This window comes from Limnohabitans sp. TEGF003 (genome assembly GCF_055395455.1).
This window is the reverse complement of sequence record NZ_AP029225.1, coordinates 265,211-282,432: the sequence shown is the minus strand read 5'-3', so window position 1 is coordinate 282,432 and position 17,222 is coordinate 265,211. Positions and strand designations below refer to the sequence as shown.

Sequence of the window (17,222 nt, the reverse complement as noted above, 5' to 3'; positions counted from 1 at the left end):
TCAGGGCTGGGCAAGCTTCGAATGGGCCATGCGTGCGTGACACGAGCATGCCCCTGCCGCCAGCTGCTCTGGGTCGGTGATCCGCAAAACGTCGCCATCCAAAACATAAGCGGGTGAAGCCACGGCCTCTGGCACAGCCAGGACCGATTCGGCCAGCAGCTGCCGAATGCCCGGCGGCAAGCCCTGCAAACGGATGGTCAACTCGGCCTTGGGCGATTGGGCCAAGCCATACAGCAGCCAACTGGCCAGGTGCTGCGATGGGCTGTGGTGTTGCGCACAAAATGACCACTGGGCCATTTGGCCGATCAGGCTTTGTGCGGCGGCGGCGGCATGCCACAGCCAAGGCGCAAAACGGTCCGGGTCTTCGTTCACCACCACCCAGTCGAGGCGGTACGCCCGCCCCGGCGATACGACATGCGCCTGCACAGACGCCGCCGCCGCATCGGGCAAGACGATACAACCATGCCGCCCCACCAAGGCCACGGCAGCCGCTGCTGAATGCACCGGCACCAGGCCAATGAGCGCATCCACCGGGAAATAAGCCCAGACACCAGCATCTCCGGCCTCCCGAACCAGGGGGCCGGCCTGCAAATGCACGAGCGCACTGTTCACATTGCCGACCCTGGCGCCACTGGCCAGCATCAGGGCCAGGGTGGAGTTTTCAATGTTTTCTGTGGACAAATGGATGCGCTCCAAACGCCCTGTTGGGCACAACTTTGATTTTATGTTCTTTGTCGAACACACAAGCCATCTGCACTGTGATCCACTCGACGAAAGCGCCGCATATACTTTGCGATCCTTCAAAAATTCCCACCTTTCGCTGGCTTTTTTTCCAAACTGCAACGTCTTTTGACCACCGTGCAACCGGGTAATTTTCAGTGACGCTCTCGACCAACGGACTCATCTTTCAACTGGCCAGGGAAGATCAGAACCGGGTGCAAAGCATTTGCCAACCGGTGGCACTCAAAGCAGGTCAGTCACTGGGCCTGCCCTGTGCAGACGGCCATTCAAAAATCTATTTTTTAACCGGTGCCTCGGTCGCACTGCTGGTCGAAAGCCCTGCGCACCACACACTGGCTGTGGGCTTGGTCGGATCAGAGGGGGCCATTGGCCTGGGCTCGGTGCTGAGCCCGGCACCCGGCCATTTGCGCTGCCGGGTCCAAACCGGTGGCAGCGCCTGGGCGGCCAACAGCCATGATCTGGCCATGCTGCTGCACCAGCGGCCCGGCATGCTGTGGGTGATTTCTCAATACCTGTGGCAACTGGCCGAGCATGTGGCAACGATGTCGGCCTCTGTCCAGTTCGATGACATCGGCACCCGATTGGCCCATTGGCTGGTGTTGTCTGCCGAACGCGCACAAAACGACCGCTTGCCTCTGACCCACGAGCACCTGGCGCAGATGCTCGGTGTTCGACGCGTCAGCATCACTTTGGCTGCCGGTGATCTCAAAACCAAGGGTTTGATCGATTACCAAAGAGGCGTGGTCAACATCCTGGACATGGCCGGTTTGCGCGAATGTGCCCCCCCCCAACAGGCCATGCTTTCAACGCACGTCTGACGTGGATCAAGGTTACAGAAATTAAATCCCTGATTAGGGATAGTTGTGTTCGGTGCCGTACAGAAATTCTCCGGATATTTGCTAAATTTCATGGGCATCGATTGTAAAAAATGAAATTTATGCAAATTATTTACAAATTAAATAAAATTATCGATTTATTACCGTCGGATATTTTCAAGGAGTGGTCACCGCATTTGGAGTGGGTTGATTTGAAGCAGGGGCAGGTGCTCCACGAACCTGGCCGCATCGTGAGTCATTTGCACTTTCCGCTCACCGCCATCGTCTCCTGGATTCGCCTTCTGGAAAACGGCGATGCCACGCAAGTCGCCATGACGGGCAAGGAAGGGGTCATCGGCGTTTACCTGCTGATGGGCGCGGCGCACACACGCAACCGTGCGGTGGTCCAAAAAGCAGGCACCGCTCTGCGCCTGAGGCTCAGCGTGGTGCTGGGCAGCTTCAACCAAGGCAACCCGGTACAACAGCTTTTCTTGCGTTACACGCAAACCTTGATCGCGCAAATGTCGCAAGGCGCTGTGTGCCACCGGCACCATACCCTGGAGCGACAACTGTGCAGCATGCTGCTGCTCATGCTGGACCGGCAAGACGACGACAGCATCGGACTCACGCATGAATCGATGGCCAATCTGTTGGGGGTGCGGCGTGAAGGTGTGACCCAGGCGGCCAAGCGCCTGATGAACGACGGCATCCTCAGCTACAGCCGCGGCCGCATCATGGTGCTGAACCGGGCGGCACTGGCAGAACGGGCCTGCGAATGCCACAGCGTCATCCGCGACGAAGAGCGCCGATTGCTCACCCCCTAAAAGGCGGTGAGCCATCGGCCTGAAGGCTAGACCGACACCATCTGATTGCGGATGGCGTAGCGCGTGAGATCGGCCACCTTGTGCAAACCGATCTTGCGCATGATGTTGCGTCGGTGCACCTCGACCGTGCTGGGGGCAATTTGCAAATTGCGGGCGATTTCCTTGGAAGAAAAACCGTCGGCGATCAAACGCAGCACCTGTTCTTCACGCCCACCCAAATGGCCTTTGACGGTGATGTCGCCAGAACGGGCCTTGCGCACGCTCTCCATCATCTCTGAGGCTGCAGCCTGACACAGATAGACCCGCCCAACCGCTGCCGCACGGATCGCAGACATCAACTCGTCCATGCTGCTGGTGGTGGACACATAGGCTTTGGCACCCGCATCCAGAATTTCGATGATCGAATGGCGATCGGTATCGCTTGAAAACGCCACCATGTTCTTGGAAGGTTGGTGGTGAGCAATCTGGTGCATCAACTTCAGGTCCCGTGCGTCATTGGCTTGCATGCCAATCAACACCACATCGGGGTCCACCTCATCACACAGGGCGTGGGTGTGCTCTCCATTGTCCGACACCCCCACAACATCCATGTCATGGTGTGTGCGCAACACAGCGGCGATACCTTCAGACACCACCTTGTGCTTGGAAGAAAGCAGGACTCGAATTGACATATCAACAACTCCAGATGGGGGCGGCTAAGCCCGTCAATGACCAAAACATTTTTTTAATTTTTGGCTCCCCTCTGCTTCACAGCCGCATCGTTGGCGGCTGTTGAGACAGTCTAGGCATGGCGCAACGCCGTGACTGTGCGGTGCTGCACATATCAAGAATAAATTCAATAAATTTTGTGGACTGCATCATCACTGAAGCAAATCACCACGCAATGACGTTGGCAATGCCGACGCATCCGTGGCTCTCATTTTTTCGTGAATCACCAGCACCTCCTTGAGCTGCTCGTGGGCATTGAAGGCGTGGTGCTTGGACAGCTTGGCATGGTGCAGCGCGGCCTTGAAAGCCCCAGCCTCGTGGTGCCGACCCGCCTCCTTGTTGCGCTGGTAGGCGTGCAACAGCTCTTCCGAAGCGCGCTTGTAATGCTCCCCGATGTGCTCTGCATATGCTTTTTCGAGGATTTAATTTTCCTGGCCCATGTGATTTCCTTCTCCATCCATTTCAAAAAGTACAGACGCTCAAAGCAAGCCATGCTCTTGCATATGGCGCTGCAAAGACATGCGACCTGGACAGTTGAGCTTTTGGTAAATGTGGTGCAAGTGCAGCTTGGCCGTGCCTTCGCTGATGAACAGCTTGCTGGCGATTTTTTTATTGGGCCAGCCCTCGGTGACCATGCGCGCCACCGTCAATTCACGTGGCGTCAACAGCTGTGAGGCATTCGCTTTTTTCTTTTGCTGCTCCAGCAAAAGCGACATGGTCTTGACCGACAGGTCACGGTCCAGCCACTTGCCCCCCTCGTGCACCGACTTGATGCAACGGGTCAAAATGTGGCGTGATTTTTCTTTCGACACCAAGCCCGGCACGTCCAGATCCAGCGCCCGCATGACCTCGCCAATCGGTGCGCCCGTGAACACCACTGGGCGTGTGCGCAAGTTCTGCGCCTTGATTTCTTCGAGCAAAGCCAGGCCATTTCTTTGCGACAAGGACAAGTCCATCACCAGAATGTGGGGCTGAAACTGTTGCAAGGCCTGCAAGGCCTCATCCCCGTTGCGGACGCAGGACTTGACTGAAAAGTCGGAGGAATCCTGGAAGACATGGGTGAGCCCCTCCAGCATCACAGGATACGGATCGGCCAGCACAAGATCGATGCACATGAATGAGGTCCTTTTCAATTTTTCTCAGGCCCAAGGTCCGTGTCGACCTCCCAAAATCATGACCTGATCGCTGCCATCAGAATAGGCAACAGCGGCTTGCCGTGCGATCCTCAGAATTGGTGAGCCGCGCTACATCCAAACCAGTAAGCCCACGAAAACCGGTAACACCATCGGCATATTTCAAAGGCATACCCGCACATGCGCCCGCACCCCATCCCTGCAAGCTCAGCGCAAAACGCTGTGCTTGAGGTGTCGCAAGTGGTTCGGCTTGAGCGTCGGCTTGTTGCCCAGGTGTTCGCACGCATGGCGAAAGCGTTGCAATGTTTTTTGCGCACGCCCCAACACGCTGTCGGCCTCGTAGCCCCCCACCCCCAAGGTGCCAAACTTCACACCCGTCAAAAGCACCATGCCCTCGGCGGCCGTATCGGCCACATGGATGTGGAAACGCCCGGCAGCCACCGCCTCGACCACACGTGCGTCCAGCATCAAATGCCGGCAGTTCCGCCGGGGCATCAACACACCTTGATGACCATCCAGGCCCAGGTTTTCACAGCTGCGAAAGAAGCCTTCAATCTTTTCGTTGATGCCGCCCACGGGCAGCAGCTCACCGTGCTGATTGACTGCGCCCGTCACGGCGATGCCTTGCTTGAGCGGCATACCCGACAAGCTCGACAGCAAAGCGTAGAACTCGGCACACGAGGCCGAATCGCCTTCGACACCGCTGTATTCCTGCTCAAACACCACCGCCGCATTCATGGCCAAAGGCGCCAGGTGGGCAAACAGCGCTGACAAATAGCTGTGCAAAATCAGCACGCCTTTGTCGTGGATCGGGCCTGACAGCTCCACCTCACGTTCGATGTTGAGCAAGCCTTCTTCTCCGGCATAGGTGCAAGCCGTCACCCGCACCGGAAACCCGAAGCGGTAGTCCCCCAGGTCCACCACCGTGAGGCCATTGACCTGCGCCACCTGCTCACCGCTGACCCGCAGCAAGCGTTCGCCATCGAGCAGGGTTTCCTGCAAGCGTTGCTCGGGGTAGTTGTGTCGGTGAAGCCGGGCCTGTTTGGCGCCCTGCACATCGGCCAGCGCCACCGTGGCTTTGCCCTTCTGCCTGGCCCGCGCCGCACTCTCGATCACCAAGGCCTCCAGCCGCGCAAAGATGGCGCTTTGCCGATGCTGCGTATTCCACTCCTAATTGACCACCCGCGCCAATTCTTAGTGACCACCATTTCCAGTCGGAACTGACCACTCAGTCCAGCCACGTGACCAAAGTTTAAAAGTGTTGCGGTCTTGACCAGATAGACAGACTGACAAAGCCAGTCTGTCTATCCTTCAATTAACTAGATTGCATTTTTTTGCGAGCCATTGTTTTGCGCATGGACTCGCCCTTTGGAGACAGCCGATGGGATTGATGCACCACGCGGTCCAAGATGGCATCAGCCACAGTAGGGTCAGGGAAGAATCCGTGCCATTGGTCGGTTGGGTACTGCGTTGTGATGAGCAATGATCCAGTTCGCATTCGGCGATCAATCACATCTAACAAGAACTGCGACGCATGTTGGTTCATTTCTCCCAAACCCAGATCATCAAGTATCAGCAAACTTGGTTTGCTCAATGACAACTTCAGTGCAGGCAATGAACCATCTAACAGTGATTGGTTGATGGTTCCGTACAGATCGCTGGCTCGGTAAAACAGAACTGGCATTTTCAACCTGCATGCCTGTTGGCCAAAGGCACACGCAAGCCAAGTCTTGCCAACACCTGTTGCCCCTTGAATGATCAAGTTCTGTTGACGGCGTATCCAGTCACAGCTTGCTAGAGAAGCCAACTGTGCCTTGTCTAGGCCACGGTTGACTTTGTACTCAACATCCTCAAAAGACGCTGCTTCGGGCATACCTGCACCCCTAATTAGGCGTTTCAACTTTCGGGCCTCACGCTCGGACGCCTCATAGTCAACAAGCATGGCAAAGCGATCATCAAAACTGACATCATGCAATTTAGGTTGCTGAAGCTGCATGTCATAAGCATCGGCCATTGGAACGAGCTTGAGTTCACGAAGGCGGGTAATGGTTTGCTGTGTGCTGCTCATACTGATTCTCCAAAATAACTAGGACCGCGCAATTCACCGATGACTTTGACTTTTGGTGTTTGCGCGACATAAAAACGTTTGTCTGCATCCTCTTTGAGGATGGATGTGATGCTGCGGAGTGAGGTGATGTTCAAAGGCATGGCGTAGGCACAGACCTCTTCAAATCGAGCATCTCCGTAGTCCCTTGCAAGGTCGCGCATTCGCCGTGCGGCTTTGACGCCGTTCGTGATGTCGCTTCGGTTTTCAAGTTGATGCCGAATCATCAACTCCACGTTGTCGCCAACACTCATGGCCCACGCCAACAAAGCCCGAGGCTCGGCATCCAGTACGCGACTATGTATGACAGGGCGATGCTCGGGCATCGTGCTGGCGTCACCTTCAAGCGAAATCAATGGATGAAGCGCAATCCTTCGACCTCGATGGAATACCTCAATGACAGTAGCGGTGAACCTGAGGTCAACGCTTTCCCGTGCCAGCGTATGCGGGACTGAATAGAACCGCCGTTGGTGTTCGATGTGATAGTCGTCCTGCACTCTGACGCCATAGCGCCAATCACTCAATTCGAATGCCGTACCAGGCTGAATCGCCCCGGTTTTCGTGGAGGCCAGTTGGTTTAAGTTGAGACCTCGGTCTCGTTCTTGCCGGCTAGCTGCCGGTAGTAGTTCTCCTCAGCTTCAGCCGGTGGAATATACCCAATCGAGCTGAGCAGTCGGTGGTGGTTGAACCAAGCCACCCATTCCAGGGTCGCCAGTTCCAGTGCCTCCTTGGTTTTCCAGGGTGCACGGCGGTGGATCAATTCGGCCTTGTACAGCCCATTGATCGTCTCGGCCAGGGCGTTGTCGTAGCTGTCGCCACGGCTGCCCACCGAGGGCTCTATCCCAGCTTGGGCCAGGCGTTCGGTGTAGAGAATGGAAACGTATTGAGACCCCCTGTCCGAGTGATGTATCAAGGCATCCGAGCGCTCGGGTTGCCTGTCAAACAGCGCTTGCTCCAGCGCATCGAGCACAAAGTCCGTGCGCATGGAGCTGCTCACCCGCCAGCCCACGATGCGCCGGGCAAACACGTCAATCACAAAGGCCACATATTGCCAGCCCTGCCAGGTGCTGACGTAGGTGAAGTCTGACACCCACAGCTGGTTGGGCCGATCGGCTTTGAACTGGCGATTGACTCTGTCTAGGGGGCAAGGTGCTGCTTTGTCCGGGACCGTCGTGCGGATGACCTTGCCCCTGCGCACACCCTGCAATCCCATGCGTTTCATGAGCCGCTCGACCGTACAACGCGCCACCTCAGTTCCTTCACGATTCATCTGGTGCCAGACCTTGTCGGCCCCATAGACCTGCATATTGGCCTGCCAGACGGCTTGGATCTTTGGCATCAGGGCTTCATCGCGTTTGGCTCGGGCGCAAAGCAGTTCGGGTTTGCGTTGGCGGGCAGCATGGCATCTGTAACCAGAGGGGGCAATTTGCAGCACTTTGCAAATCGGCTCGACCCCGTAGGTGGCACGATGTTTATCTACAAAGGCTCTCAGGACTTGAGTCGGCGGTCGAGCTCCGCCTGGGCAAAAAAAGCGCTCGCCAGCTTGAGGATCTCGTTGGCTTTGCGCAGCTCTTTGACTTCACGCTCAAGGTCTTTGATGCGGGCTCGCTCGTCAGAGCTGAGGCCATCGCGCATGCCTGCATCAACTTCGTGCTGGCGAACCCAGTCGTTGAGGGTTTGCGGCACACACCCGATCTTGGGGGCAATTGATTCAATGGTGGCCCAAAGAGATGGGTACTCGCCGCGGTGTTCGAGCACCATGCGGACAGCGCGTTCGCGCATTTCGGGTGAAAAACGGTTTGATTTCTTGCTCATGGCTCCATCTTCTCAAAGTGTGGAGCCTCCTCAAAATCCGGGGCGATTCAGGAAACGATTCGGTATTACGAGCGAGAAGGGTTGCTACCTTCACCGCTGCGATCTGAAGGCAACTATCGAATTTATGGCCCCGAACATGCGGCTCGTCTGTCTTTTATCCGGAACTGCAGAAGTCTGGATATGACACTGAACGAAATTCGAACCTTACTGGCTTTCAAGGACGCACAGCAAGGTGACTGCGATGGTGTGAATGAACTGATCGATACACACATGGCGCACGTTGCGTCAAGGATAAAAGAGTTGCGAACACTTGAGCGCCAACTCAAAGAATTACGCGAAACTTGTATGGAAGCGCGGGCAACAAACCAATGCGGCATTCTTGCTGAGTTATCTGCACATCCACGCCAAGCAACTTTGAAATCAAAAAGCGTTTCAGGGCACATTGGTGGATTGCACTCAAAAAGCTTGTAATGTCTGAGATGGACATTAATTGGTCAATACAACTGGACGCGCTGGTCACGTTGCTGGACTGATTGGTCAACATCACTGGAATACGCACCGATGCTGGTCATCGGCTTCGCGGTGTGTCTCTTCGATCAAAGCCGCCACGGCTTGCGCTGAAAAATGCGGCAACTGCCGTTTGTGGCAGGTGTGCCCCACAAAAATGGCCGTGGCCTCGGCCGATGCGGCGGTCGCTGCAAAGCTTTCGGCAAAGTCCACCTTGCAGCGAAAACGCCTTGCAAACTCAGGGTCCGCTTCCTGCACCGCGTAGTACTCGTCCACCGAAGCCACCAGCACCAGCTTCACATCCACCGCCACCGCCTCGGGATCCAGGGACTCGGCAGCCATGGGCGCGTACATCATGCCGGGCTCCTCGATCTGCAGGCGGCCATTGCGCATGAACCGGCGCAGCTTTTCCCAGACGTGGGGGTCGGCCAGCAAATCCCGCAGGTGCAGCATCAAAAACCCGCCATGCGCCTTGAGCAAGCTGCCTGCGCGGATACGCGAAAAATCCGTGACCAGCTCGCCTTCGTCTGCGGCGTATTCGATGCTGCCAAACAACATCCTGAACAAGGGGTTGTCCTCCACCAAAACGGGCGCGCCCTGCAACCCATGGTTGTCCACCACCACATTCACACGAAACAGGCTCAAAACAGACGCCAGAGCCTCCAGCCGCACATCCTCCTCTTCACTGGGTTCGAACAATTCCACGTTGTCCAGCACACATTGCTGGACCTGTTCGAGAAACGCAGCCAGCTTGACCTTGTCGGTCACGGGCTGCCCCAACGCATGGGAGATCGACTGCATCTCGTGCACCAGCATGGGTTTGAGGGTCTGTCTGCGCAAAGCCGACAGGCCCTCGTTCATCACGCGCTCCAACGCCCGCGTTTTCTCCAGATAGCGGCTGATCTCTGCGCGCAGCGCCTCTTCGCTTTCATCGATCTGGGCACGTTGCTCCCGGCTCAAGGTCAGGGCCTTGCCCGCCGTCACGGGTTCTCCTTGCGCGTCTTTCAAAGTGAACACCATGTGCCCCTGATCGCGCATCAAGGCAAAGTGGTGGGCCTCGGCATAGGCGCTCAGGGCCAGGTAGCCTCGGTCTTCTTCGCTTTTGTAGGTGGCCTCGATCCGTTTGCTCTCGGCCTTGTAATCGTCTTGGGCCAAACGCTTGGGCACTTCGCTTTGCAGCCGCTTGGCCAGCTCCAGCATGCTCTGGCGCAACACACGCCCCTGCCCCGCCTTCAGGCGCAAGGCCCTGGGCCGGCCCGGCTCGTCAAAGTTGTGCAGGTAACACAGGTCCGGCGGGACGGGACGGTGCTCAGCCTGTGCATGCATCAACTGGCACAGCAGTGTGGTACGGCCACTGCCCACCTCACCCAAGACAAACAGGTTGTAATCGGCCTCGGTCATGGCCATGCCGAATTCGGCCGCTTGTTGGGCACGCTCCTGCCCTATCCATGGCAAGGGCTTGTGCAGCAACTCGGAAGTGTCCGCAAAACCGAGCGTGGCCGCATCGACCGTTTTGCGCAGCTGATCAGTGGTCAACTCGGCCCAGGGACCTGTCGGCCCCGACGTAGCAGGGTGCATGAAAAGTTCTCCGTGAGCGACCCGCAGCCAAAACGGCTGCGCTGAGCCTTGCCCAATCTAGGCGGCCGATGCACCGCCTTCTGTGCGCTGCAGCACCCTGCCCAAATCAGGAGACAATCGGGTCATGCCCAGCTCTGCCCACGACAACCCCCAACCACGTAACCCGCTGCATGGTCTGACCCTGGAGACCATCGTCACCCGATTGGCCGACCATTACGGCTGGGCCGATCTGGGGGTGCGCATCCCGATCCGCTGCTTCACCCATGAGCCCAGTGTGGGCTCCAGCCTGAAATTTCTGCGCAAGACGCCCTGGGCTCGGGACAAGGTTGAGAGCCTTTACCTCTTCATGCTGCGCGAGATCAAACGCCAGGAAATGTGAGCGCCCTGAGACGGGTGCGGCAGACCACAGACAAACGCGTTGGCCGCTTTTATGGTGAAGCCCTGTTCTTCACTCACCCAGAAAGCGAGCGCACATGACCGACCCTCAAAGCCCCATCGACAAAATGGCCACCGCCGCTGCAGGCGTTTCGGCCTCTGTGCAAGAGGCCGCACACGAAGCCAAACCTGCCTTCGAGCGTTTGGTCGAACGGCTCTCGGACAGCATCAGCGACATGGCACAGCACAGCCGTGACACGGCGATTCAAACCCGTCATTTGTTGGCGCAAAAAACGCAGCAAGCCACCTCCACGGCCGAACACTGCATCCAGCAGGCACCCTTCAAATCCGTGTTCATTGCCGTCGGGGTGGGCGCGTTGGCGGCCACGCTGGTGAGCTGGCTGATGCGCCCGCGCGACCATTGAGATCTGACCATCACGCGGGGCCTGAACACCCCGCCAAGCGACAAGCCGCCTGACGCCCGGCGTCTGTCAGCGCGAGGCCAGCATCGTGCCCCGGCACTTCTTGGCCCCACAGCGGCAGGCATAGCGGGCCTTCAGGGCTTCGCTCATGGGCTCGTCGCTGAACAGCCCATAGTCAAAGGTCAACTCTTCCCCCTTGAACACGGGCCTGCGCGTCTGGATGAAGATGCGCCCCTGTACCTCATCGGGCACACAGTTGGGTCGGCACGAATGGTTGATCCACTTGGACGCGTTGCCGTGCGCGAGTGCATCGATCACCCTGCCATCGTCCAGATGGAAATAAAACGTGTGGTCGGGGTTGGCCACGTCGTGCGGGTGGCGAGCGATCGCCTCGGCCATGGTGATGACCTCGCCCACGTACTCGATGACCGTCTCGCCTGCAGCGATATGGCGCGTGGCGAACACGCCTTGGCCGTGTACGGCAGAAGAATGCACCCAAATCGGGCTGTCGAGGCTGGAGGTCATGGGTAAAAATTGGCCATAGATATAGGAGTAAATTTTATCGACGGGCGTGAATTACATCAGTTATAAAAAGTTTGAACCAACTAACAACACTATGGTGAAACTTTTCGTAAAGGCGTCTGAACCGAACGAGTTGTTTAGCAGGCAACACAAAAGAACAACGTTTTATTGACACAAACACATGTATGTGGACTCAAGGTGAATCGCCCCGGATTTGAACTGACCCCCAGAAGTTGGACAAACTTAAAGGGGTTTCATGAGGAAGTACCAAACCGAGTTCAAGCTCAAGGTGGTCAAGAGCTTTTTGAACGGGGACGGCGGAGCGAAGCTGCTGGCGCGGCAGTGGTCGGTGCCTGAGGAGAAGATCCGCACCTGGGTGAGCCACTTCCGCCTGCACGGCATTGACGGGCTACGACCCAAGCGCAGCAAGTACAGTGCGCAGTTCAAGCTGCAAGTGCTGTCCCATCAGGACCGTGAGCAGCTTTCGAGCCGGCAGGTCGCGGCGATCTATGACATCCGTAATCCCAACCAAGTCGTGACCTGGCGACGCAAACTTGATGAAGGCGGCGTGCAGGCCTTCGGGATCTGGGAGCAAGAGCACTCCAGTATGAAGAATGAGCGACGCAGCCTAGTGCCGCCAAGCACGGTCATCACCGATTCGGCGCAGGTCTTGCGCGAAGAGAACGAACGACTACGCGCGGAGGTGGCGTACTTAAAAAAATTGCAAGCCTTGATCCGGTCCAAGAGATCAGCTGCGCCGACAAAGCGCGTCTGATTGCCGGATTGAGGCAACAATATAAATTGGCGGACCTACTGCGGATAGCAGGCTTGGCACGTAGTACGTTCTATTACCAGTGCCACGCTGCCAAGCTTGAATCGCCCCGGATTTTGAGGAGGCTCCACACTTTGAGAAGATGGAGCCATGAGCAAGAAATCAAACCGTTTTTCACCCGAAATGCGCGAACGCGCTGTCCGCATGGTGCTCGAACACCGCGGCGAGTACCCATCTCTTTGGGCCACCATTGAATCAATTGCCCCCAAGATCGGGTGTGTGCCGCAAACCCTCAACGACTGGGTTCGCCAGCACGAAGTTGATGCAGGCATGCGCGATGGCCTCAGCTCTGACGAGCGAGCCCGCATCAAAGACCTTGAGCGTGAAGTCAAAGAGCTGCGCAAAGCCAACGAGATCCTCAAGCTGGCGAGCGCTTTTTTTGCCCAGGCGGAGCTCGACCGCCGACTCAAGTCCTGAGAGCCTTTGTAGATAAACATCGTGCCACCTACGGGGTCGAGCCGATTTGCAAAGTGCTGCAAATTGCCCCGTCTGGCTACAGGTGCCATGCCGCCCTTAAACGCAAGCCCGAACTGCGCTGTGCCCGGGCCAAACGTGATGAAACGCTGATGCCCCAGATACAAGCAGTGTGGCAGGCCAATATGCAGGTCTACGGCGCAGACAAGGTCTGGCATCAAATGAACAGAGAAGGCACAGAAGTGGCCCTCTGCACGGTCGAGCGGCTCATGAAACGCATGGGGTTGCAGGGTGTGCGCAGGGGCAAGGTCATCCGCACGACGGTCCCGGACAAAGCAGCTCCCTGCCCGTTGGACCGGGTCAACCGTCAATTCAAGGCCGATCGGCCCAACCAGCTGTGGGTGTCGGACTTCACCTACGTCAGCACCTGGCAGGGCTGGCAATACGTGGCCTTTGTGATTGACGTGTTTGCCCGGCGCATCGTGGGCTGGCGAGTCAGCAGCTCCATGCGCACTGACTTTGTTTTGGATGCGCTGGAGCAAGCCTTGTTCGACAGGCAGCCTGAGCGCTCAGGTGCATTGATACATCACTCGGACAGAGGGTCTCAATACGTTTCCATTCTCTACACCGAACGCCTGGCCCAAGCTGGGATAGAGCCCTCGGTGGGCAGCCGTGGCGACAGCTACGACAACGCCTTGGCCGAGACGATCAATGGGCTGTACAAGGCCGAATTGATCCACCGCTGTGCGCCTTGGAAAACCAAGGAGGCACTGGAGCTGGCGACCCTGGAATGGGTGGCTTGGTTCAACCACCACCGACTGCTCAGCTCGATTGGATATATTCCACCGGCTGAAGCTGAGGAGAACTACTACCGGCAGCTAGCCGGCAAGAACGAGACAGAGGTCTCGACTTAAACCAACTGGCCTCCACGAAACCCGGGGCGATTCATTCAAATCAAAACAACGATTGGAAGCACGTATGCAAGTTCAATTACTGAGCGAAATCAACGCAAGCAATATCGAGCAACAACCTTTTCCGCTTAGCGAAATTCTCGAAGGCTCACTTTATTATCCAGGTTCAGGCATCGATGGCACACCCATTCGCAACTGGTCACTCGGCGTCAACTCATTTGTCTATGTTGACTTGTCATGGACACAAGAGAGCTACCTGAGGGCTTTGTCTGAGCAACCGGTGTATGGATACCATATCGTCGCTCAAAGACACGTGAAACAGCAAGAGTTAACGCCCAACGGGTACAACATTGAACTGCCCAAGAGCTTGTCTCAACAAGAATACGCAATGGCCATGAAAATCAACAAAGCGGGTCCTGAAAACGCTTTTGCGATTTGGTCTGTCTTTGAGCGTGATTCGGATCGAACTGATTCATTCGGCCCCGAGCGGTTCAGCTTGCTGCATGTGCGAGCCGAAGGCGTTGCTAGCTATGCAGCGCTGTACCTATCAAACGCCTGCCTTCCCCAAATCTTGGCTTTTGTTCGCCCTGGGCTCGCCTTTGGCGGAAACTATAGCGCATTTGAACTGGCACTCATGGAGGTCATGGAGCGATCACCGAGAGGCTTACCTCAGCAATTGCTGTGGGAGCATGCTGCCGATCAAGAACCATCCCTTCATGAGCCGTGGTCACGTCATTACAGCCTCAAGATCCAAGGTCCCTTGAAACGCGACGAAGAAAAGAGATTCGCAGTGACCTTGTTTGGGATTGGAAATGATGCAAAAGCACATAGGTCTGCGTGACTCCCAAATCAGCATAGTTAATTTACAAGGAAATATGCATGCATGAAATCATCTGCCCGCACTGCAATAAAGCTTTCAAAATTGACGAAGCGGGGTATGCAGACATCCTCAAGCAAGTCAGAGACGGTGATTTTGAAAAGCAATTGCATGAGCGATTGGAATTGGCCGAGAAAGAAAAACGATCAGCTTTGGCGCTTGCCGAAGCCAAGGCGGCCGCCGATCTCCAAAAAGCAGCCACTGCCAAAGACAATCAAATCCATGAATTGCAGTCAAAACTTGAAGCCATGGGGCTTGAACGACAATTGGCCGTGACACAAGCCCTGAGCACGTTGGAACGCGAGCGTGACGCCTTGGCCAATGAAATCCAGCAAATCAAGCACGATCAACAGGCCGCGATCAGCCTGGCTGAGGCCAAGATGGCTACCGAGTTGCAAAAGGTATCAGCGAACAAAGAGGCGGAAATCCAGGCACTCAAAGCTCAACTGTCCACCATAGGCATTGAGCAGCGCTTGGCCATCTCAGAAGCAGTCGGGCTTGTTGAAAAAGAGCGCGATGAACTCCGAAGCGGGTTGCAGCGAATCGAGCTTGAAAAGCATTTGGTCGAAAAATCGCTGACAGAAAAATACGAAACCCAGATCAAGGACCGGGAAGAAACTATAGAACGGTTGCGAGACATGAAAGCCCGACTATCGACCAAGATGGTCGGGGAATCACTTGAGCAGCACTGCGAGATTGAGTTCAATCGCATTCGAGCAACAGGGTTTCCGAACGCTTACTTCGAGAAAGACAACGATGCCCGCAACGGCAGCAAGGGCGATTTCATCTTTCGCGACTTTGATCCATCGGGCTTAGAAATTGTCTCCATCATGTTCGAGATGAAAAACGAAAGTGACGAGACAAGCAGCAAGAAGAAAAACGAGGACTTTCTGAAGGAACTGGACAAGGACCGCACCGAGAAAAATTGTGAATACGCTGTCCTGGTCTCATTGTTGGAGCCAGAAAACGATCTGTACAACGCGGGCATCGTGGATGTGTTCCATCGCTACCCCAAGATGTACGTGGTTCGACCTCAGTTTTTCATCCCCATCATCACCCTGCTGCGAAATGCCTCAATGAAGTCTCTAGCCTACAAATCCGAGTTGGCTTTGGTCAAGGCACAAAACGTTGACATCACCCGCTTTGAATCGCAACTCGATGAATTCAAAACTGCGTTTGGACGCAACTGGCGATTGGCATCAGAAGGTTTTGAAGAAGCCATTAAGCGCATCGACGATGCAATCAAGGATCTCGAAAAAACCAAAGATGCCCTCTACAAGTCAGCCAACAATCTTCGCTTGGCCAACGATAAAGCAGAGGATCTGACGATCAAGAAGCTGACCAGGGGCAATCCCACGATGGCAGCGAAATTCGCAAACCTAGATAAGCCAGATCAGAATTCTGGCGATTCCTGAATCGATTGACTTGCACGTGAAGTTGACCACGCAATCCAACGATCGGCGTGGTCTTTGTTGTAGTACCTATTGCCTGGGTTAGTTACGTAGGAAATTTTTGCAACGTAATGCTGCTGCAACAAGTTCATTTCATCATTTGCTAGCGCTATTGCAAGTTCAAGCGGTGGTAGCCGGTGTTTTACTCTGGGTTGAATCAATTTGGCTTTGGTTTCAGATACAGCCTGATCGAAATCATATTTTTCAACCAGCGCAAGTTCTTCGGAAAATTCCTCTAGATTGATCTCCCGGATTGCACTATGGGACAGGGAACTGACGTCCTTTCCACGATAAAAAATGGCTGATGAGTATTTGGCGAATGGCATCTCTGGCGAATATTTACCTGTCTGCTCAGCTTTTTCAATAAGACAAACAATCTGATTTTCAATGAACCAACGTCCAAGCGAATTGGGCGTGAATGCCTGCCCTTCAAGAATAAACCGACGCTCGAGATCATGATATTGCGCGCTAATTTCAAGAGTGTGTTCTATGCGGTGAACTTCTTTGCTGCGAACTGCGAGGTTCAGACAACTGGCACTGACGTAAGGGATCCGTTTGAAAGTGTTGAATCGGAGATCCAGCCCATCGGTGATGCCGCGAAGCGTCTCTTTCAGGCAATCGTTGCTACCGGTGTTGCCAACGCCAAAGAACCCCGTTCCCGGTCCATGCTCACTTCTGACAAAACTTGTCATGTAGGCTTGCTCGCCAATCGCTTTGCGCAGATCGTGTAAGTAACAAGTGAGGACAAACGCCTTGGCTACATTTCGCACCAAAACTTTGGAAGTCATTGAGTTGCTTTGTGTTGGTTCAGAAAATGGTATCTCTTGACTGTTTCCTGTATCAGGCCTGTCAAGACCGAAATGGTGTTGACATAGTTGGGTTTAAATTTGAAGGATGAAATTTGTTGTTGGTATTCAGGCTCAAGACTGATGTCAAAAAGGCCATCTTGAGCTGCAAGGTACTGCGTTTCGACAAAACAGCGGCAAAAGTAAGCCTCGTTACGAGACTGCCAGTACATGGTGAAAAGAACACGTCCATCATTGCCAACTCTCACGCGCAAATCACCTGCATTGGTATCCGTGTGATAGACCGAAATTTCCGGGATTTTGGACAACTCGTGAATCAGTTCTGATGAGAACTGCCTTTGGTTGTCGGGCAAAAGGGCAACAAATTCTTCATGTGTCACAGTCATC

At 55.3% G+C, this 17,222-nt stretch carries 21 protein-coding genes, 1 pseudogene and 2 other annotated features; of the genes and pseudogenes, 9 read left to right on the top strand and 13 right to left on the bottom strand.

The features are described from left to right. Positions 1-681: a cyclic nucleotide-binding domain-containing protein gene (locus ACZ5RT_RS01440; RefSeq protein ID WP_464453287.1), complete on the bottom strand. Its 681-nt coding sequence runs from the start codon at positions 679-681 to the stop codon at positions 1-3. Between the two features lie 197 nt (positions 682-878). Here ACZ5RT_RS01440 and ACZ5RT_RS01435 point away from each other — a divergent pair, with 197 nt between their 5' ends. Further along, positions 879-1,559 carry a Crp/Fnr family transcriptional regulator gene (locus tag ACZ5RT_RS01435; protein WP_464453286.1) on the top strand — a complete coding sequence of 227 codons (681 nt, stop codon included), beginning with the start codon at positions 879-881 and terminating at the stop codon, positions 1,557-1,559. 224 nt (positions 1,560-1,783) lie between these two features. After that, positions 1,784-2,380 carry a Crp/Fnr family transcriptional regulator gene (locus ACZ5RT_RS01430; protein ID WP_464453285.1) on the top strand — a complete coding sequence of 199 codons (597 nt, stop codon included), beginning with the start codon at positions 1,784-1,786 and terminating at the stop codon, positions 2,378-2,380. Positions 2,381-2,406: 26 nt separating this feature from the next. Here ACZ5RT_RS01430 and ACZ5RT_RS01425 read toward each other — a convergent pair whose 3' ends face one another. The 8 genes and pseudogenes from ACZ5RT_RS01425 to ACZ5RT_RS01390 all read right to left on the bottom strand — a co-directional run bounded on the left by ACZ5RT_RS01425 (position 2,407) and on the right by ACZ5RT_RS01390 (position 8,140). Further along, positions 2,407-3,051, bottom strand: a complete 645-nt coding sequence (locus ACZ5RT_RS01425) for a LuxR C-terminal-related transcriptional regulator (RefSeq protein ID WP_464453284.1) — start codon at positions 3,049-3,051, stop codon at positions 2,407-2,409. A 189-nt stretch (positions 3,052-3,240) separates the two neighbouring features. Then, the gene (locus ACZ5RT_RS01420; protein WP_464453283.1) at positions 3,241-3,447 is read right to left on the bottom strand and encodes a hypothetical protein; all 207 of its coding nucleotides are present in this window, start codon (positions 3,445-3,447) and stop codon (positions 3,241-3,243) included. 120 nt (positions 3,448-3,567) lie between these two features. Further along, a complete protein-coding gene (locus ACZ5RT_RS01415; RefSeq protein WP_291925101.1) occupies positions 3,568-4,203 on the bottom strand; it encodes a response regulator transcription factor in 636 nt (211 codons plus the stop codon). Positions 4,204-4,428: 225 nt separating this feature from the next. Then, positions 4,429-5,169, bottom strand: coding sequence for a S16 family serine protease (locus ACZ5RT_RS01410; RefSeq protein WP_464454171.1), 741 nt, complete (start codon positions 5,167-5,169; stop codon positions 4,429-4,431). A gap of 87 nt (positions 5,170-5,256) precedes the next feature. Then, positions 5,257-5,370: pseudogene (locus tag ACZ5RT_RS01405) on the bottom strand (Lon-insertion domain-containing protein); the annotation flags it as partial. 166 nt (positions 5,371-5,536) lie between these two features. After that, positions 5,537-6,289, bottom strand: a complete 753-nt coding sequence (gene istB, locus ACZ5RT_RS01400; RefSeq protein ID WP_464453003.1) for an IS21-like element helper ATPase IstB — start codon at positions 6,287-6,289, stop codon at positions 5,537-5,539. After that, entirely contained in the window at positions 6,286-6,873 is a 588-nt protein-coding gene (locus tag ACZ5RT_RS01395; protein WP_464454170.1) for a Mu transposase domain-containing protein, read from the bottom strand. Before ACZ5RT_RS01395 ends, istB begins: the two co-directional genes overlap by 4 nt. A gap of 29 nt (positions 6,874-6,902) precedes the next feature. Then, positions 6,903-8,140, bottom strand: a protein-coding gene (locus ACZ5RT_RS01390) for an IS3 family transposase (protein WP_464452786.1) whose coding sequence is annotated in 2 segments (ribosomal slippage) — positions 6,903-7,849 and positions 7,849-8,140 — 1,239 coding nt in all. Because the reading frame shifts where the segments join, the coding sequence is not laid out codon by codon here. After that, positions 7,743-7,859: a sequence feature (AL1L pseudoknot), on the bottom strand. It overlaps the preceding gene by 117 nt. A gap of 6 nt (positions 8,141-8,146) precedes the next feature. Between ACZ5RT_RS01390 and cadR the strand changes: the two genes are divergently transcribed. Then, entirely contained in the window at positions 8,147-8,611 is a 465-nt protein-coding gene (gene cadR / locus ACZ5RT_RS01385; RefSeq protein WP_464454169.1) for a Cd(II)/Pb(II)-responsive transcriptional regulator, read from the top strand. 72 nt (positions 8,612-8,683) lie between these two features. Here cadR and ACZ5RT_RS01380 read toward each other — a convergent pair whose 3' ends face one another. Continuing rightward, on the bottom strand, positions 8,684-10,225 hold the full coding sequence (locus ACZ5RT_RS01380; protein ID WP_464453282.1) for an AAA family ATPase: 1,542 nt from the start codon (positions 10,223-10,225) through the stop codon (positions 8,684-8,686). A gap of 124 nt (positions 10,226-10,349) precedes the next feature. On the opposite strand from ACZ5RT_RS01380, the gene ACZ5RT_RS01375 reads away from it, so the two are divergent. Both ACZ5RT_RS01375 and ACZ5RT_RS01370 read left to right on the top strand, forming a co-directional pair. After that, the gene (locus ACZ5RT_RS01375) at positions 10,350-10,604 is read left to right on the top strand and encodes a VF530 family protein (RefSeq protein WP_291925097.1); all 255 of its coding nucleotides are present in this window, start codon (positions 10,350-10,352) and stop codon (positions 10,602-10,604) included. A 94-nt stretch (positions 10,605-10,698) separates the two neighbouring features. Then, positions 10,699-11,025, top strand: coding sequence for a hypothetical protein (locus tag ACZ5RT_RS01370; protein WP_464453281.1), 327 nt, complete (start codon positions 10,699-10,701; stop codon positions 11,023-11,025). A gap of 66 nt (positions 11,026-11,091) precedes the next feature. Here ACZ5RT_RS01370 and ACZ5RT_RS01365 read toward each other — a convergent pair whose 3' ends face one another. Then, the gene (locus tag ACZ5RT_RS01365) at positions 11,092-11,547 is read right to left on the bottom strand and encodes an SET domain-containing protein (protein WP_422172389.1); all 456 of its coding nucleotides are present in this window, start codon (positions 11,545-11,547) and stop codon (positions 11,092-11,094) included. A gap of 253 nt (positions 11,548-11,800) precedes the next feature. Between ACZ5RT_RS01365 and ACZ5RT_RS01360 the strand changes: the two genes are divergently transcribed. The 4 genes from ACZ5RT_RS01360 to ACZ5RT_RS01345 all read left to right on the top strand — a co-directional run bounded on the left by ACZ5RT_RS01360 (position 11,801) and on the right by ACZ5RT_RS01345 (position 15,993). Next, positions 11,801-12,319: a transposase gene (locus tag ACZ5RT_RS01360; RefSeq protein ID WP_464453280.1), complete on the top strand. Its 519-nt coding sequence runs from the start codon at positions 11,801-11,803 to the stop codon at positions 12,317-12,319. Positions 12,320-12,466: 147 nt separating this feature from the next. After that, positions 12,467-13,704 (top strand): IS3 family transposase gene (locus tag ACZ5RT_RS01355; RefSeq protein ID WP_464453268.1). Its coding sequence is split into 2 segments (ribosomal slippage): positions 12,467-12,758 and positions 12,758-13,704, totalling 1,239 coding nucleotides; the frame shifts between segments, so codons are not numbered across the junction. Beyond that, positions 12,748-12,864: a sequence feature (AL1L pseudoknot), on the top strand. It overlaps the preceding gene by 117 nt. 64 nt (positions 13,705-13,768) lie before the next feature. Next, entirely contained in the window at positions 13,769-14,542 is a 774-nt protein-coding gene (locus ACZ5RT_RS01350) for a hypothetical protein (protein ID WP_464453279.1), read from the top strand. Between the two features lie 38 nt (positions 14,543-14,580). Further along, positions 14,581-15,993, top strand: coding sequence for a DUF2130 domain-containing protein (locus ACZ5RT_RS01345; protein ID WP_464453278.1), 1,413 nt, complete (start codon positions 14,581-14,583; stop codon positions 15,991-15,993). Here ACZ5RT_RS01345 and ACZ5RT_RS01340 read toward each other — a convergent pair. Next, positions 15,972-16,817, bottom strand: coding sequence for a hypothetical protein (locus ACZ5RT_RS01340; RefSeq protein ID WP_464453277.1), 846 nt, complete (start codon positions 16,815-16,817; stop codon positions 15,972-15,974). The two genes, ACZ5RT_RS01345 and ACZ5RT_RS01340, sit on opposite strands and share 22 nt — an antisense overlap. Next, positions 16,814-17,215 carry a hypothetical protein gene (locus tag ACZ5RT_RS01335; RefSeq protein ID WP_464453276.1) on the bottom strand — a complete coding sequence of 134 codons (402 nt, stop codon included), beginning with the start codon at positions 17,213-17,215 and terminating at the stop codon, positions 16,814-16,816. The genes ACZ5RT_RS01340 and ACZ5RT_RS01335 overlap by 4 nt, the downstream gene beginning before the upstream one ends. Positions 17,216-17,222 lie beyond the last annotated feature (7 nt).

Excerpts from the sequence above, each read along its gene's own strand:
- ACZ5RT_RS01415 (WP_291925101.1), bottom strand. The coding sequence starts at position 4,203 with ATGTGCATCGATCTTGTGCTGGCCGATCCGTATCCTGTGATGCTGGAG.
- ACZ5RT_RS01360 (WP_464453280.1), top strand. The coding sequence starts at position 11,801 with ATGAGGAAGTACCAAACCGAGTTCAAGCTCAAGGTGGTCAAGAGCTTT.
- ACZ5RT_RS01345 (WP_464453278.1), top strand. The coding sequence starts at position 14,581 with ATGCATGAAATCATCTGCCCGCACTGCAATAAAGCTTTCAAAATTGAC.
- ACZ5RT_RS01425 (WP_464453284.1), bottom strand. The coding sequence starts at position 3,051 with ATGTCAATTCGAGTCCTGCTTTCTTCCAAGCACAAGGTGGTGTCTGAA.
- ACZ5RT_RS01380 (WP_464453282.1), bottom strand. The coding sequence starts at position 10,225 with ATGCACCCTGCTACGTCGGGGCCGACAGGTCCCTGGGCCGAGTTGACC.
- istB (WP_464453003.1), bottom strand. The coding sequence starts at position 6,289 with ATGAGCAGCACACAGCAAACCATTACCCGCCTTCGTGAACTCAAGCTC.
- ACZ5RT_RS01350 (WP_464453279.1), top strand. The coding sequence starts at position 13,769 with ATGCAAGTTCAATTACTGAGCGAAATCAACGCAAGCAATATCGAGCAA.
- ACZ5RT_RS01340 (WP_464453277.1), bottom strand. The coding sequence starts at position 16,817 with ATGACTTCCAAAGTTTTGGTGCGAAATGTAGCCAAGGCGTTTGTCCTC.
- ACZ5RT_RS01375 (WP_291925097.1), top strand. The coding sequence starts at position 10,350 with ATGCCCAGCTCTGCCCACGACAACCCCCAACCACGTAACCCGCTGCAT.
- ACZ5RT_RS01365 (WP_422172389.1), bottom strand. The coding sequence starts at position 11,547 with ATGACCTCCAGCCTCGACAGCCCGATTTGGGTGCATTCTTCTGCCGTA.
- ACZ5RT_RS01370 (WP_464453281.1), top strand. The coding sequence starts at position 10,699 with ATGACCGACCCTCAAAGCCCCATCGACAAAATGGCCACCGCCGCTGCA.